This is a genomic window from Streptomyces nitrosporeus, from assembly GCF_008704555.1.
Taxonomy (GTDB): domain Bacteria; phylum Actinomycetota; class Actinomycetes; order Streptomycetales; family Streptomycetaceae; genus Streptomyces; species Streptomyces nitrosporeus.
Window position 1 is genome coordinate 1,295,203 of record NZ_CP023702.1, and the last position, 15,541, is coordinate 1,310,743.

Annotated in this window: 15 protein-coding genes; 8 read left to right on the forward strand and 7 right to left on the reverse strand. The window is 72.4% G+C overall.

Annotated features, from left to right (window positions below):
• Nucleotides 1–94 precede the first annotated feature (94 nt).
• From msrB to CP967_RS05665, 4 genes are all read right to left on the reverse strand, one after another.
• Complete coding sequence (gene msrB, locus CP967_RS05650) at nt 95–502, reverse strand: peptide-methionine (R)-S-oxide reductase MsrB (RefSeq protein WP_150486888.1); 408 nt, start codon at nt 500–502, stop codon at nt 95–97.
• Nucleotides 503–511: 9 nt separating this feature from the next.
• The gene (gene murC, locus CP967_RS05655; RefSeq protein ID WP_150486889.1) at nt 512–1,906 is read right to left on the reverse strand and encodes a UDP-N-acetylmuramate--L-alanine ligase; all 1,395 of its coding nucleotides are present in this window, start codon (nt 1,904–1,906) and stop codon (nt 512–514) included.
• 73 nt (nt 1,907–1,979) lie between these two features.
• Nucleotides 1,980–2,432: an indole-3-glycerol phosphate synthase gene (locus tag CP967_RS05660; RefSeq protein ID WP_190175143.1), complete on the reverse strand. Its 453-nt coding sequence runs from the start codon at nt 2,430–2,432 to the stop codon at nt 1,980–1,982.
• 168 nt (nt 2,433–2,600) lie between these two features.
• Nucleotides 2,601–3,407 carry a pyrimidine reductase family protein gene (locus tag CP967_RS05665; protein ID WP_150486891.1) on the reverse strand — a complete coding sequence of 269 codons (807 nt, stop codon included), beginning with the start codon at nt 3,405–3,407 and terminating at the stop codon, nt 2,601–2,603.
• An 81-nt stretch (nt 3,408–3,488) separates the two neighbouring features.
• On the opposite strand from CP967_RS05665, the gene zapE reads away from it, so the two are divergent.
• The 8 genes from zapE (at nt 3,489) to CP967_RS05705 (ending at nt 12,920) form a co-directional block, all read left to right on the forward strand.
• Nucleotides 3,489–4,592 (forward strand): cell division protein ZapE, encoded by a 1,104-nt coding sequence (gene zapE / locus CP967_RS05670; protein ID WP_150486892.1) that lies wholly within the window; start codon nt 3,489–3,491, stop codon nt 4,590–4,592.
• Between the two features lie 86 nt (nt 4,593–4,678).
• The gene (locus CP967_RS05675) at nt 4,679–5,104 is read left to right on the forward strand and encodes an OsmC family protein (RefSeq protein WP_150486893.1); all 426 of its coding nucleotides are present in this window, start codon (nt 4,679–4,681) and stop codon (nt 5,102–5,104) included.
• Between the two features lie 310 nt (nt 5,105–5,414).
• Nucleotides 5,415–6,320, forward strand: coding sequence for a polyphosphate polymerase domain-containing protein (locus CP967_RS05680; RefSeq protein WP_373300404.1), 906 nt, complete (start codon nt 5,415–5,417; stop codon nt 6,318–6,320).
• Nucleotides 6,317–6,994, forward strand: a complete 678-nt coding sequence (locus CP967_RS05685; RefSeq protein ID WP_150486895.1) for a DUF4956 domain-containing protein — start codon at nt 6,317–6,319, stop codon at nt 6,992–6,994. Before CP967_RS05680 ends, CP967_RS05685 begins: the two co-directional genes overlap by 4 nt.
• Nucleotides 6,994–8,823 (forward strand): CotH kinase family protein, encoded by a 1,830-nt coding sequence (locus CP967_RS05690; RefSeq protein ID WP_150486896.1) that lies wholly within the window; start codon nt 6,994–6,996, stop codon nt 8,821–8,823. The genes CP967_RS05685 and CP967_RS05690 overlap by 1 nt, the downstream gene beginning before the upstream one ends.
• Before the next feature lie 226 nt (nt 8,824–9,049).
• Nucleotides 9,050–9,769 (forward strand): response regulator transcription factor, encoded by a 720-nt coding sequence (locus CP967_RS05695; RefSeq protein ID WP_150486897.1) that lies wholly within the window; start codon nt 9,050–9,052, stop codon nt 9,767–9,769.
• Nucleotides 9,770–9,861: 92 nt separating this feature from the next.
• Nucleotides 9,862–11,391, forward strand: a complete 1,530-nt coding sequence (locus CP967_RS05700; RefSeq protein WP_229888475.1) for a HAMP domain-containing sensor histidine kinase — start codon at nt 9,862–9,864, stop codon at nt 11,389–11,391.
• A 152-nt stretch (nt 11,392–11,543) separates the two neighbouring features.
• Nucleotides 11,544–12,920, forward strand: coding sequence for an alkaline phosphatase PhoX (locus tag CP967_RS05705; protein ID WP_150486899.1), 1,377 nt, complete (start codon nt 11,544–11,546; stop codon nt 12,918–12,920).
• A gap of 213 nt (nt 12,921–13,133) precedes the next feature.
• Here the strand turns inward: CP967_RS05705 and CP967_RS05710 are convergent, their stop codons facing one another.
• The 3 genes from CP967_RS05710 to CP967_RS05720 are packed head-to-tail and all read right to left on the reverse strand — an operon-like array spanning nt 13,134 to nt 15,498.
• Nucleotides 13,134–13,721 carry a TetR/AcrR family transcriptional regulator gene (locus tag CP967_RS05710; RefSeq protein WP_150486900.1) on the reverse strand — a complete coding sequence of 196 codons (588 nt, stop codon included), beginning with the start codon at nt 13,719–13,721 and terminating at the stop codon, nt 13,134–13,136.
• Between the two features lie 5 nt (nt 13,722–13,726).
• Nucleotides 13,727–14,536 carry an ABC transporter permease gene (locus CP967_RS05715; RefSeq protein ID WP_150486901.1) on the reverse strand — a complete coding sequence of 270 codons (810 nt, stop codon included), beginning with the start codon at nt 14,534–14,536 and terminating at the stop codon, nt 13,727–13,729.
• Entirely contained in the window at nt 14,533–15,498 is a 966-nt protein-coding gene (locus CP967_RS05720) for an ABC transporter ATP-binding protein (protein WP_150486902.1), read from the reverse strand. Before CP967_RS05720 ends, CP967_RS05715 begins: the two co-directional genes overlap by 4 nt.
• Nucleotides 15,499–15,541: the final 43 nt, after the last annotated feature.

A 15,541-nucleotide genomic window follows, 5' to 3' on the forward strand; every position in this document is an offset into this window, starting at 1 on the left:
AAGGGGGCCGGCGGCGACAGCCGCCCGGCCCCCTTCCGGCATCCGGCACCTCCCGGCGTCCGGGCCCTTCCGGCGCCCGGCTCCCCCGGGACGCTCAGCTCGCGTCGGGCGTCAGCCGCAGCGAGATGGAGTTGATGCAGTAGCGCTGGTCGGTCGGGGTCGGATACCCCTCCCCTTCGAACACATGACCGAGATGGGAGCCGCAGCGGGCACAGCGGACCTCGGTGCGGACCATCCCGTGGCTGTTGTCCGGGATCAGCTCGACCGCGTCCGTGTCCTTCGGGTCGTAGAAGGACGGCCAGCCGCAGTGCGACTCGAACTTCGTGTCGGAGCGGAAGAGCTCCGCCCCGCAGGCGCGGCAGGAGTACACGCCCTCCGTCTTGGTGTCGGTGTACTCACCCACGAACGCGGGCTCCGTGCCGGCCTTGCGCAGCACCGCGTACTCGGCGGGGCTGAGCTCCGCCCGCCATTCCTCGTCCGGCTTCTCGACGTCGTACGACACGCTGGCTCCTCAGTTCGACAGGTGGTCCAGGATCTGCGGGCCGAGGTCGGTGACATCGCCCGCTCCCATGGTGAGAACCAGATCACCCGGCTTCGCCATTCCCGCGACGACGGCGGGGACCCGTGCCTTGTCGTGGACGGCCGTGACATCCGCGCCGGCGGCCTTCGCCGCGTCGATGATCAGGGCGCTGGTGACCCCCGGGAGCGGGTCCTCGCGAGCCGGGTAGATGTCCAGGACGGCACAGGCGTCGGCGAGCGCGAGGGCCTGGCCCATCTCGGCGCCCAGTTCCTGGGTGCGGGAGAAGAGGTGCGGCTGGAAGACGACCAGCAGCCGGGAGCCGGCCGCGGCCCCCCGCATGGCCTCCAGGTCGGCGGTCATCTCGGTGGGGTGGTGCGCGTAGGAGTCGATGACCTGTACGCCCGCCGCCTCGCCCTTGAGCTGGAGGCGGCGCTTGACCCCGGTGTACGTGCCGAGGGCGGCGGCCAGGTCGCGGGCGGGGATGCCGAGGGCGACACCCGCGGCGAGCGCGGCGACCGCGTTGAGCGCGTAGTGCCGGCCGGGCACGGAGACGGTGAAGACCAGGTGCTCGCCGCCCAGCACGACGGCGACCTCGCTGGTCAGCCCGTGCGGGGTGATCCCGTGCACCCGTACGTCGGCGTCCTCGGCCTCGCCGTAGCTGACGACGGTGAGGGAGTCACGGTCGCGGACCCGCCGGGTGAGCTCGACCGCACCGGCCTGGTCGGCGGAGACGACGAGGGTGCCGCCGGGGAGGATCTTGCCGACGAAGGTCTCGAAGGACTCGTGGATCTCTTCCATCGAGGCGTAGTTGGCGTGGTGGTCCAGCTCGGCGTTGAGGACGATCGCGACCTGCGGAGCGTAGGCGTGGAAGCTGCGGTCGCTCTCGTCGGCCTCGGCGACGAAGATGTCGCCCTCGCCGTGCGCGGCGTTGGTGCCGGGGCCCTGGAGGTCGCCGCCGATCGCGTAGGAGGGGTCGAGGCCCAGCCCGGAGAGGGCGACGGCGAGCATCGAGGTGGTGGTGGTCTTGCCGTGCGTACCGGCAACCGCGATGGCCCGCAGCCCGTCCATCAGGGAGGCCAGCGCGTCGGAGCGGTGCACGACCGGGAGGGACAGCTCGGCGGCCCGGACCAGCTCCGGGTTGTCCGGGCGGATGGCACTGGAGACGACCACGCAGGAGGCGTCGTCCGCCACGTGGCCCGCGGTGTGCCCGATGTGCACGGTCGCCCCCAGCGCGCGCAGGGCCTCGGCGGTGGCGGACTCCCTGGCGTCGCTGCCGGCGACCTTGGCCCCGCGCTGGGCGAGGATCTTCGCGATGCCCGACATCCCGGCGCCGCCGATGCCGATGAAGTGCGGCCGTTCCAGGGCGGCGGGGATACCGGGTGCCATCTGAGGGTCCTCCGAGGGTGGTGTGGGTTCCGTGGCCGCGGCCGGGAGCCGCCCGGATCCGCGAGCCCCCAGCCTATTCGTTGTGCGCGAAGAGCTTGAGCACCGGTACACCGACCTTGTGACGGGCCCGTGACGCCCAGTCACGGTGGAAGAACTCCTCGACGTAGTGCGGGGCCGTCAGCACGATGACCTCGTCGGCCCCGGATTCCTCGACCACGGTCTTCAGCGCGTCCAGGGGGTGGTCCTCGATCACCTGCCCGACGGCCTCCGCCCCCGCCTTGCGCAGCTCCTGGAGGGAGTACTCCAGCGCGATCGCGGCCGGTTCCCGCGCGGCCCTGCCCTCCGGCTCCTCGTTCTCCCGGACCGCGTCCTTGAGTTCACCGAGGGCCACGTCGTCGATCGCGCGCAGCAGTACGTCGGCCTGGTCGCCGCGGGGCTGCATGAGCACGACGAACGAGATCTGCTCCTCACCGTGGAGGGTGGTGACGAACTCCACGTCCTCGGGCGTCAGGGGCTTCTCGATCATCAAAACGCTTGTGAACACGACAGGCGCCTTCCGCTTCATCTCTTCGGTTCATCCCTGCGGCCGTGGGCGGCCGCTGTTGCCGAAACCATCCTTCCCCGCAATCGCACGGGGAGTCGGAGCCAAGTCTGCCCATCCGGAGCCAACCGGAGAGGCAAATTCCGGTACGTGTCAGATCTTTCCGTACCGGCTGAAAAGGAATCCTGCCTCTTCCAGCAGGGAAGTGAGACAGAAACGTTCCGGCACCTCCATGGCGGGCCCTCCCGCGATACGCTGAGCGCTTCCCGCGGTGAGCATCGGCGAGATCGTCAGGCAGAGTTCGTCCAGCACCCCGGCCGCCACGAACTGCCCGAGGAGCCGCGGCCCGCCCTCCGTCAGCAGCCGGGTGTGGCCCCGGGCGGCCAGTTCCGCCACCGCCCGCTCCGGCTCGACCGAGGCGCCTTCCCCGGCGATCAGCACCTCGGCACCCGCCTCGCGGGCCGCCCTGATGCGGTCAAAAGGCGCCGCCGCGCCGGTGATCACCAGGGTGGGCACCAGGGGCGAGACGAACAGCGGGAGCGAGAAGTCCAGGTCCATGCTGCCGGTCACGACGGCGATCGCGGGCGCGGGCGCCTGCCCGGCGGCCGCGCGCCGGGCCGCGAACGCCTCCCGGGCGCGGGCGGGGCGGTAGCCCTCCAGCCGTACGGTCTCGGCGCCGACGACGACGGCGTCGGCCAGCCCCCGCAGGGTGCCGAAGATCCGCATGTCCGCGGCGCAGGAGATGCCCTGCGAGCGTCCGTCGTGCTGGGCCGCGCCGTCCAGGGTGCTCACCATGTTGGCCCGCAGCAGCGGGCGCCCGTCCTCGGGGTAGGCGTAGGCGTCGGCCAGCTCGTCCAGGGTCCACTCGCGGTCGGCGGACCGGCCCGGGCCAGCCCCGGGGGCCTCGGGGGCCTCGGGGGCCGTACGTGTCAGATCCGTCACAGGGAGCAGGCGTCGCATGCGCAGCAGTCTGGCACGGTCCTCCACGGCCCCGCCCGCGCCGGGAGGCCGCTCACCGTCGCGGGCGAGGCCGTAAAGTGGATGGTTGTGTCGTCCTCCTCCACCGCCGTGCCGGGGCAGAGCCCCATATCCGAAACGGCCCCGCAGTCCCTGTGCGCCCGCGAGCCGCGCGTCCCCGCCGACCGTCTGGTCGCGGAGATGGTGCCGCCCCCACGGTTCGACGCGGTGCGCTTCGATACGTACCGGCCGGATCCGGACCAGCCGAGCCAGCACGAGGCGGTCGAGGTGCTCAGCTCGTTCGCGGCCGGGCTCGGCGGCGCCCACGCCACGGGGACGGGCAGGCGCCGCTGGTTCGGGAAGAAGACGGCGGCCGCCCCCGCCGGGACGCGCGGGGTCTACCTCGACGGCGGGTACGGCGTCGGCAAGACCCATCTGCTGGCGTCCCTCTGGCACGCCACCCCGGCGGCCCCCTCCCTCAAGGCGTTCGGCACCTTCGTCGAGCTGACGAACCTGGTCGGCGCGCTGGGCTTCCAGCAGACCGTGCAGACCCTGAGCGGGCACCGGCTGCTCTGCATCGACGAGTTCGAGCTGGACGACCCGGGCGACACCGTCCTGGTGTCGTCCCTGCTCAGCAGGCTCGTCGAGGCCGGTGTGGCGCTGGCCGCCACCTCGAACACGCTGCCGGGGAAGCTCGGTGAGGGCCGGTTCGCGGCCGCGGACTTCCTCCGCGAGATCCAGGGCCTCTCGGCCCATTTCCGGCCCCTGCGGATCGACGGCGAGGACTACCGCCACCGCGGGCTGCCCGAGGCCCCGCCGCCGTACTCGCCGGAGCAGGTCACGAAGGCCGCGTACGCCACGCAGGGCGCTTCGCTGGACGACTTCCCGGCCCTGCTGGGGCATCTCGCCCGGGTCCACCCGAGCCGGTACGGCGCGCTGACCGACGGGATCGCGGCGGTCTGCCTCACCGACGTGGAGCCGGTGCCCGACCAGTCGACGGCGCTGCGGCTCGTGGTGCTCGCGGACCGGCTCTACGACCGGGAGGTCCCGGTCCTCGCGTCCGGTGTCCCCTTCGACCGGCTGTTCAGTGACGACATGCTGAACGGGGGGTACCGGAAGAAGTACTTCCGGGCCATCTCCCGTCTCACCGCACTGGCGCGTGACGCCAAGGGGCTGGTGGGGCAGTAGGTTCGGGGGATGCGTGCCGTGTCCGTGGCGCTTCGAGGCGCCCGTACGCGACACGCGACCGCTTTCACCGTTCGAAGGGATCCAGCATGGCTACCACGCGTCAGGCCCACACCGTCTGGGAGGGCAACCTGCTCGAGGGCACGGGCGTCGTCACCCTCGATTCCTCGGGTATCGGGGAGTACCCGGTCTCCTGGCCGTCCCGCGCGGAGCAGGCCAACGGCAAGACCAGCCCGGAGGAGCTCATCGCGGCCGCGCACTCCAGCTGCTTCTCGATGGCGCTCTCCAACGGCCTTGCCTCCGCGGGCAATCCGCCGGCCCGGCTGAACACCAAGGCCGAGGTCACCTTCCAGCCCGGTACGGGCATCACCGGCATCCACCTCACGGTGGAGGGCGAGGTCCCGGGGCTGGACGAGGCGGGCTTCGTCAAGGCCGCCGAGGACGCCAAGGCCAACTGCCCGGTCAGCCAGGCCCTGACGGGCACGACGATCACGCTCACCGCGTCGCTGGTCTGATCCCAGGGACGGACCGCGGGGCCCCGGGGAGCGGCGAAGGCCGCTCCCCGGGGCCCCGCGCGTGTCCTGGGGCCGTACGGCCCGCCCCGGGACACTCCGACGTACGGCCCGCCTGGGACTCGCAGACGCCCCGCCGCCCCACCGCCCCGGGCAAAAGGGCACCGTCCGCGTCGGGCGGGACACCGTGTTCACCTTCCGGCCTTCTCGGATCCTCCTGCAATACACCCGCGTTTCTCATCGCTTCCTCATGCGCCGTTGGTTGCGTGTCACGGGCCGGCCGGTCCGGCACGTAGACGTAAGGAGGCGCATGGTGTCGCGACCCGACACGGCCCCGCCCCGGGAACCCGCCCCCGGGCCCCCGGAGGGCACCCCACCGCTGCATGTGGCGAGCAGGCTGCACGCGTTCAACAGATTCGAGCTCAAGTACCTGGTGCCGGTGGACCAGGCCGCCGAGATCCGTGACGAACTGTCCGAGCGGATGGACCGCGACCTGAACAGCCCGCCCGGCGGCTACGGCGTGTGGAGCCTGTACTACGACAGCCCGCAGCTGCGGTTCTACTGGGAGAAGATCGAGGGCCTGAAGTTCCGGCGCAAGCTGCGCATCCGGCACTACGGCGATCCGGCCGGTGTCACGGACGCGTCGCCCGTCTGCGTCGAGATCAAGCAGCGCGTCAACCGGGTCACCCAGAAGCGCCGCATCACCCTCCCCTACGGCACCGCCCGCCGGCTCTGCGACGCCCGGGAGACGGTGGAGCACGGGCCGAAGGAACGGCCCTTCGTGCACGAGGTGCTCGACCTGGTCGTCCGGCTGAACCTCCGGCCGACGGCGATCACCGGTTACCAGCGTGAGGCGCTGGTCGGGCGCGGCTCGGACACCGGACTGCGGGTGACCTTCGACCGGCGGGTGCGGGGCCGCGACCGCGACTTCCACTTCGGCCTGGCCGGAGCGGAGAACCGGTTCACCATCCCGCCGCACATGGCGGTGATGGAGATCAAGGTCGACGAGCGCACGCCGTACTGGATCACGGATCTGGCCGCGCGCCGGAATCTGAACCTCGTACGGATCTCCAAGTACGTGCAGTCGATCGAGGCGTTCGGGCTGGCACCCCGGTCCGTCTTCCACATCGGTGACGCGGACTGTCCGCCGCCGCCCGCCACCCCCCTCGACCCACAGCCGCCGGTGCACGAGGCGCCGGTGAAAGCAGGAGCACAGTGAACTTCGATCTGCAGGAACTCAGCGGGACGTTCAGCGTCGCCGACGTCGTCGCGGCCATGGCGCTGTCGTTCGTCCTGAGCACGGTCATCGGCTACGTCTACCGGTACACGCACCGCAACGTGTCGTACAGCCAGTCCTACGTCCAGACGCTGGTCGTCGTCGGCATGATCGTCGCCCTGATCATGCTGGTCGTCGGATCCAACCTCGCCCGTGCGTTCTCCCTGGTCGGCGCGTTGTCCGTGGTCCGGTTCCGTAACGCGGTCAAGGAGACGCGGGACGTCGGCTTCATCTTCCTGGCCATGGCGATCGGTATGGCCTGCGGAGCCCGCTTCTACACGCTGGCCGCCGTCGGCGCCGTCGTCATCTGCGTCGTGGTCGTCGTCATGCACAAGTTCAACTGGTTCGCGCTCGACGTCCAGCGCCAGGTCGTCAAGGTCCAGGTCCCGGCGGGCGAGGACTACACGCCGGCCATCCGCGACGTCCTGATCAAGTACACCAGCGAGTTCGAGCTGGTGAGCACCGAGACGATCCGGGGCGGGGCGCTGAACGAGGTCTTCTACACGGTCCGGATGAAGAAGGGCACCGAGCCGGGCGACCTGGTCACCGCCCTGCAGGAACGTACCTCCGGCCAGCGGGTCACCGTGCTGACCGGTTACGACACGACCGACCTGTGATGCGGGGCGGCGGTACGGCCCGCAGGCGCCGGCTGCGCGACCGCGTACCGGTGCGGCTGCGGCACCACTGGAAGCCCGCCGGCGCGCTGTGCGCGGGACTCGCGGTGATGGTGTACGTGTTCGGCGACGCCCGCGTCTCCCCGTACGTCACCTCCGCCTCGCGGGTCGAGGCCGACATCATCACGGACGACGTCGGGGGCACGGTCGGGCTGTACGACACGTCGGTGCGGCACTCCATCCAACTGGAGTACGACCAGACGGACTTCGACAAGATGATGAAGGAGTTCGAGGAGGACGGGTCCAAGGAGTCCATCGAGGCCGACCTGACCATCGACGGGGTCTACCTGGAGGACGTCGGGATCCGGCTGAAGGGGAACTCCACCCTGATGTCCCTGCGCGGCACCGGAGGGATGCCCGGTGGCGGCCGGGCCTCCCAGGGCGCCGCGCAGGGCGCCCCGCGGATGCCGCAGGGCGGCGGGGGCCAGGGCGGCGGCACGGCCGGCGCCGGGGGCGCGGCCCGGGGCGCCGCCGGTGCGGCGGACGGCGCCACCGGCGGCACGGAAGGCGGTACGGGCGCCGGGGGTGCGGCCACCGGTGGAGCCGCCGGGGGCGCGGCCACCGGCGGAGGCGCGCAGGGCGGTGGCCGGGGCGGCGGTATGACGCAGTACGACCTCTCCGCCGACAAGCCCGAGGAACTGCCCTGGCTCATCAAGATCGACGAGTACGTCGAGGGCCGCGCCTACCAGGGCGAGCGGGAGATCTCGCTCCGCCCCGGCAGCAACGCCCAGGTGCCGCTGAACGAGGCGCTGGCGCTGTCGCTGATGGCGGAGAGCGGGGAACCGGCCGAGCGGTACGGCTTCTCCACCCTGAAGGTCAACAACCGGCCCGCCGCGACCCGGCTGATGGTGGAGAACCCCGATACGGAGTACGCCGAGGCCGTCGGCGGTGACTCGGTGGTCTTCAAGGCGAGGGCGGACGGCAGCTTCGCCTACCGCGGGGACGACCCGTCCGACTACGAGACGTCCTTCCGCCAGCTGAACAAGGTCGGCAGCCAGGACCTCGAACCGGTGATGAAGCTCATCGAGTGGGTGGAGGAGGCGTCGGACGAGGAGTTCGCCGCGGACCTCGACGAGCACGTCGACGTCGAGTCGTTCGCCACGTACGTCGCCGCGCAGAACCTGCTGATGAACTTCGACGACATGGCGGGACCGGGCAAGAACTATCTGCTCGGCTACGACCTGGACACCGGGAAGTTCTCGGTCCTCGGCTGGGACTACAACCTCACCTTCAGCGGGGACCCGACCGCGGGGCCCGACGACGTGATGAGCATGGGCGGCGGCCCCGGCGGCGATCGCCGGGCCGGGGACGGGACCGGAGCCGGTTCCACGGCCGGAGCCGGGGGCGCGGCCACCGGCCAGCCCGGTGAGATGCCCCAGGACATGCCGGAGGGGGCGCCGGAAAACATGCCGGAGATGCCCGAGGGGTTCCCCGGGGGAATGCCGGACGGCATGCCGGAGATGCCCGAGGGATTCCCCGAGGGGATGCCGGAAGGCATGCCGGACGGACCGGGCGGACGGTCGGGGCACGTCCTGAAGGAGCGCTTCCTCGGACTCGACGCCTTCGACGACGTGTACAAGAAGGCCTACCGGGATCTGTACGAGACGTTCTACGCGTCGGGCGAGGCGACCGACGCCCTGGAGGACATCGCGGAGCAGGCCGAACGGGCCGGGGTCCCCGCCGCCGACGTCTCCACCGCCGTGAAGGCGCTGCGCACGACGGTCACCGAGCGCACCACGGCTCTGGCGAAGGACAAGGAGGTGACCGGCTGACACCGGGGCCCCGGGCCCCCAGGACGCGTCCACGCTCCTGGTGCCCGGGGCTCCGCCGTACGCGCGCCGCGCCGTACACCTTCCCGCCCGTCCGGGCACGGCACGAGAGGTCCGGGTCCGGGCCCCCGGGGGCCTCACAAGTTCGCCCGCTACCATCGCCGCGCACCGCCCGGCCCGGCGTGCCTCCTGTCCGTACCCCTCCGCGTTCTCCGAGGTGACCTGCCCGATGGCCGCTCAGTCCGCCCGGCACACCGTCCTGGTCGTCGAGGACGATCCGAGCATCCGCACCCTGCTCACCTCGGCCCTGCGGGCGGCCGGATACAGCGTCGCGTCGGCGGCGTCCGGGCAGGAGGCCGTGGCCGAGACCGGTCGCTGCCGCCCGGACCTGATCGTGCTGGACGTGATGCTGCCCGACACCGACGGCTTCGCCGTGACACGTGGCCTGCGCGCCCGGGGGGTCTACACGCCGGTTCTGTTCCTCACCGCCCGCACCGAGGTCGAGGACCGCATCATCGGGCTCAGCTCCGGCGGTGACGACTACGTCACCAAGCCCTTCCACATCCAGGAGATCCTGCTGCGCATCCGTGCGATCCTGCGCCGCACGGGAGGCACGTCGCCGGGCCCGGCCGAGGAGCCCCCGCTGCGGTACGCCGACCTCGTCGTCGACCGCGGCAAGCACACGGTGTGCCGGGCGGGCGGGCCGGTGGAGCTGTCCCCGACGGAGTTCCGGCTGCTGGTGTGCCTGGTGTCCCACCCGGAGAAGGTGCTGGAGAAGCGGGAGATCCTCCAGGAGGTGTGGCAGTACGGCTTCGCCGGGGACACCCGCATCGTCGACACGTACATCAAGAACCTGCGCCGCAAGGTGGACCGGGCCGGCCCGCCGCTGGTCCACACCGTGCGAGGCGTGGGGTACTGCCTGCGGCTGCCGCGCGAGGGATCGGCGTGAGGTCCCGGCCGCGCCTCCCGGGGCCGCGCCTCCCCCGGCCCCGCCTCCTCCGGGCGCGACTCCCCCGGCCCCGCTCCCTGCGGACCAGGCTCGTGCTGATCTCCACCGTGCTGGCGACGGTCGCCGTACTGGTGTCGCAGGCGGCCGGGCTGGTGGTCATGCGCTCCTGGCTGACCGGGCAGGTGGACGACCGCCTCACCGGCTTCCGCCCGCCGCCCCCGGCCGCCGTCCGCGCGGGCACCGGTGCTCCCCCCGGGCCGGCGCCGCACGCGGACGACGTGCTGCCGTCCGACTACCGGGTCTTCTTCTACGGGTCCGACGGGCGGCTCCTGTCCGGTTCGCTGGGCGACGGCGCCGGCGCCCCCCGGCTGCCCGCGACCGTGTCGGCGCTGACGGCCGAGGACCGGCGGCCCGCCACCCTGCCGGACGAGGACGGGGGGACGGACTGGCGGGTGATCGCCGACACCGGCCCCGACGGGCGGCGCGTCGTCGTCGCGCTGCCCCTGGACACCGTCGAGGGTGCGACGTCCAAACTGCTCTGGTTCAGTCTGGCCGTCGGCACCGTCGCGGCCGGCGGGGTGATGCTGCTCGGCAGCGCGGCGGTACGCCTGGGGCTGCGCCCTCTGGACCGTATGGAGCGCACCGCCCGGCGCATCACCGACGGTGAGCTGTCGCTGAGCCTCGCGGACACGCACCCGGGCACGGAGGCCGGGCGGCTCGGCATCGCTTTCAACACGATGCTCGACCAGTTGCGGGCGGCGCTGCGCCGGAAGGACGCGTCGGAGCAGAGGCTGCGGCGTTTCATGGCAGACGCGGGCCATGAGCTGCGTACCCCGCTCACCTCCATCCAGGGATTCGCCGAACTGCTGCTGGAACAGCCCCGCACGTCCGGGGCCCGGCGGCGCGAGGCGCACGAACTGATCGCCCGGAACGCCGGCCGGATGAGCCGGCTCGTGGACGACCTGTTCCTGCTGGCCGCCCTCGGCCACACCCCGGCCGTCCAGCGGGAGCCCGTGGACCTGCTGTCACTGGCCGCCGACGGTGTCAGCGCCGCCGGGGTCGCCCATCAGGGACGTGACATCGGCCTGGTCCCGCTCACGGCGGGCGCGCCCGGCGGGCGCCGTGAGCGGGACGAACTGGACGTGGTCGAGACCCTCGGCGACCCCCACCAGCTGGCCCAGGTGATCGCCAACCTGCTGTCCAACGCCTGCGTCCACACTCCGGCCGGTACGCGGATCGAGGTACGGGTGGGCACCGTACGCACGGGCCCGCACACCGGCGGCACCGAGCGGCCGGGCCGCAGCAGTGCCACCCGGCCGATGCCGGAGGGCGTCGCCGCGTGTGTCGTCGAGATCGCCGACGACGGGCCGGGGCTGGCGAAGGACACCGCTCAGCAGGTGTTCGAACGTTTCTACCGCGCCCCCCGCGCGACGACAACGGCAACGGCACGAGCGGGCTCCTCCGGGACCGGGACCGGCACCGGCCCGCACTCCGGTCCCCACCCGGGTTCCGGTCTCGGGCTGTCCATCGCCTCCACCATCGCCGAGGCGCACGGCGGACGGCTCGAACTCGACACCCGGCCCGGCCACGGCTGCGTCTTCCGGCTGCTGCTCCCCGCCTGACCGGGCCGGACGGCCGGACAGCCCGGCGGACACCCGGCCGGACCAGCCGGATCCGGCCCCGGGCGCCACGGCGACGTTCGGCGCGGTGTCCGATCGGGCAGAGGTGATCCCGACAACGTCATATCACCTGTCCGCCAACAGGGAGTTGCCTCATGTCATCCGCACCCAGACGTCTCGCGACACGACGACAGGTCCTGGCCGGGAGCGGCGCGGCCGTCGCCGCGATCAGCTTCTCCGGGGCCTTCGGCGAGCTCTTCGCCGGTACCGCGACCGCCCGCGGCCACGCCGGCTACGGCCCGCTCGTCCCCGACCCGGACGGCCTGCTCGACCTGCCGAAAGGTTTCCGCTACCGGGTCCTCTCCCGGGAGGGCGACCCGTTGCGCTCCGGCGAGGGCCTGGTGCCCGGCAACCACGACGGCATGGCGGCGTTCTCCGGCCGCCGCGGCCGGACCCACCTGGTCCGTAACCACGAGAACCGGCACACCGGAAGGATCGGCGTCCCGACGGCCGAAGGCCTCACGTACGACCCGATGGGCAAGGGCGGCTGCACCACGCTGGAGCTCGGTCCCGGTGGGGAAGTTCTCGGCGAGCGGGTCGCGATCGCGGGTACGGCCGTCAACTGCGCGGGCGGTCCGACGCCCTGGAACACCTGGCTGACCTGCGAGGAGACCGAGGACAGGGCGGGGACCAACGGGTACACGAAGGACCACGGCTTCGTCTTCGAGGTGGATGGCGCCGATCCCCGCCGCACCGGGGCCGTCCCGCTGACCGCGATGGGCCGCTTCCAGCACGAAGCGGTCGCCGTCGACCCGCGGAAGGGGATCGTCTACGAGACCGAGGACGCGTTCGACCATCCGTTCGGACTCTTCTACCGCTTCCTGCCGAGGAAGCCGCTCGGGGGTACGGGCTCGCTGCGGGCGGGCGGTGCCCTCCAGGCGATGCGGGTCCCCGGCGTGCCCGACCTGTCCGCCGTCCGGGAGACGGGGACCGCGTTCGACCGGGTCGAATGGGTGCCGGTACCCGACCCGCAGGCCTCCGGCACGCCGATCCGGCTGCAGGACTTCGGCCCGAAGGGGATCACCCACGCCCAGAAGCTGGAGGGGTGCTACTGGGGCGGCTCGTCCGTCTACTTCGTCTCCAGCTTCGCGCGCAGCACGGAGGGGTCGGCGGCCGACCACTTCGGCCAGGTCTGGCGGTACGAACCGGAGCGCCGCCGGCTGACGCTGGTGGTCGTCTTCGGGCCGGACACGGACATCGGCCTGCCCGGCGAGTCCCCCGACAACATCTGCCTGGCCGCCGGCGGCGGTCTGATGGTGTGCGAGGACGGCGGCGGCGCCCAGCACGTGTTCGGGGTGACCCGGCGCGGCGAGGTCTATCCGATGGCGCGGGGCAGGCAGAACACCGGGACCGAAGAGGCTCCGGAGTGGGGAGAGTTCGCCGGGGTCACCTTCTCGCCGGACGGCAGGACGATGTACGTGAACTGCTACACCCCGGGGACGACGTTCGCGGTGACCGGCCCCTGGCGCTGACGGACGGCGTGCCCGCGGTGCCGGACGACGAGCCCCTGTCCGGCACCGCGGGCGCCCGGCCGTGGTGCCGCACCGCGTGACGCTCCGCGGGAGGACCGGCGTCCGGCCAGGGGCAGCGGGGCGCGGTGCCGGGAATTCGCCGGGCGGCCCCGGCTCCTCGGACACCCGGGAACGCGGGGACTCGGCCGGGCAGCCGGGGGCCGGGAGTTCAGATCAGGGGGTGTCGGGGGCGGCTCCTCGCAGGAAGAGGTCGACGACGTCCTGGGCGAGGCGGTCGGCTGTGGCCGGGGTGCTGTCGTCTTGTGGGGGGCGGACGGTGGCGGCGAGTTCCATGAAGGCGGTGGCGAGGAATCCGGGGTCGGCTTCCCGTAGTTCGCCGGTGGCCACGGCCTGGGTCATGAGGTCGGTGACGGGCTGGATGAGGCCGCGGACGTAGGCGTGGGAGACCTCGGCGCGCCGGTCGTCGTCGAGGTGGCGGGTGGCGTAGTAGATCTGGTTGCTGAGTGCGGAGTTGTAGGTGCCCCGGGCGTAGGAGGCGGCGAGGGCGAGGAGTTTGTCGCGCAGGGTGCCGGGGGTGGCGAGGGCTCCCTGGAGGAGGGCTGCGGCTTCCTCGGTGTAGTGGTGGGCCACTTCCATGAACAGGGCGGGCTTTCCGCCGGGGAAGTGGTGGTAGAGGCTGGCCTTCTTCACGTCGACGGCTCTGGCGATGTCGTCGAGGGAGACGCCGGGGTAGCCGTGGTCGGCGAGGCGGCGGGCGAACTCGTCGCGGGCACGGGCGCGGGTGTCGGTCTGGCGGGGCATGGTGGTCAGACTCCTGTACGGGTGCGGCGGGTCAGGGCGAGGTGGGCCGCGGCTGCGCCCGCCGCCAGGACGGCGAGAGCGACGAGGACGCCCGGCAGCGGGTCCTGCTCGCTCCACGGTGAGGTGAGCAGGCCGCGCATGGCTTCCAGCGGCGGGGTGAGCGGGTTGATGTCGGCCGCGTGGGCCATCCAGCCGTCGAGCCGGTCACGCGGGACGAAGGTGGCGGTGAAGAAGGAGAGCGGGAAGAAGACCAGGGTCACGGAGCCGACTGCCGAGCTGCTGCCGGTGTGGAGGCCGACCGCTGCGGCCAGCAGCAGGAATCCCGTTCCCAGCAGCACGGTGGCGCCGATGAGGGCCGGCAGGGCCGGGGCTCCGGGGACGGGGTCCAGGCCCAGCAGCAGGCCGAGCCCGGTGAGCGCGGCGGCCTGGACGGTCAGGAGCAGGACCCCCGCCAGGACGGGCGCGGTGACGAGGACCCACCGGCTGACCGGGGTGAGCCAGAGCCGTGCGTGATAGCCCGAGCCGATGTCGCTCACGAGCAGCTGTCCCGCGGTGGCGCCGCCGGTGAAGGCGGTGGTGAGCAGGCACAACGGCAGAACGACATCGATGTAGCGGCCACCGGGAGCCGTCGCGGCCGCGACCGAGGACAACTGCCCTTCATAGATGATCATGAAGAACGCGCTGGTGAGCAGTGGCGAGAGGAGCAGGGCGGGCGTACGCAGGCAGGACTTGAGGGAACGGGCGGTCATCGGCCCCAGGGCCGCCCACGACGTCCGTGCGGCGGGCGGGCCGGCGGTGGCGGTGATCGTACTCATGCGGCGGCGACACCTTCCGGGGTGAGGGCCAGGCGGAGGAAGACGTCCTCCAGGCTGGGCTCGTCGACAGTCAGGGATTCGGCGTGCAGGCCGGCGGAGGCCAGGGTGAGCAGCGTCTCGCCGTCGGCTCCGGGACGGGTGAGCCGGATACCCACCGTGAGCGGGGCGGCTTCGGCCACGTGGAGCTGTTCGCCCCTGGCGGCGAGCAGCTCACGGGCCCGGCCGGCGGCGGAGGCGTCACAGAAACGCAGGGTCAGGACACGGTCGCCGGCCTCCCCCTTGAGGACGTGCGGGGCGGCGGAGGCGATGAGGCGTCCGGCGCGGAGGATGCCGACACGGTCGCAGAGCTGGTCCGCCTCCTCCAGGTACTGGGTGGTCAGCAGGACGGTGACGCCGTGGCCCGCGGCCAGGGCGCGGATCTCGTCCCACAGGCCCCGGCGGCTGGCCGGGTCGAGTCCCGTGGTGGGTTCGTCCAGGAAGAGGACGTCCGGGCGCTGGACCAGAGCGACGGCGAGGTCGACCCGGCGGCGCTGGCCCCCGCTGAGCTTGCCCACCGGGGTGTCCGCGAACGCTTGGGAGTCGAAGGCGGTGAGAAGTTCGGCGCAGCGCACGCGGGCCTGCCGGGAGGTGAGCGACTGGAGCCGTCCTTGCAGGCGCAGCAGTTCGCGGGCGGACATGAGGGGGTCGAGGGCGGTGCCCTGGAGGACGACCCCGGTGCGGCGGCGGACCGCCCCGGGGTCGCGCGTGATGTCGGCCCCGGCGACCTGGGCGCTGCCCCGGGAGGGGCGGAGCATCGTGGTGAGCATCCGGACGGTGGTGCTCTTGCCCGAACCGTTGGGGCCGAGCAGCCCGTAGACCTCCCCGGGGTTCACTTCCAGATCGAGCCGGTCCACCGCGGTGCGATCGGCGAAGTCCCGGCCCAGCCCGAGGGCACGGATGGACGGAGTGGCGGTGTTACTCATACCTAAAACCTACCTATCGATAGGTAGGTTTTGCAAGAATCTC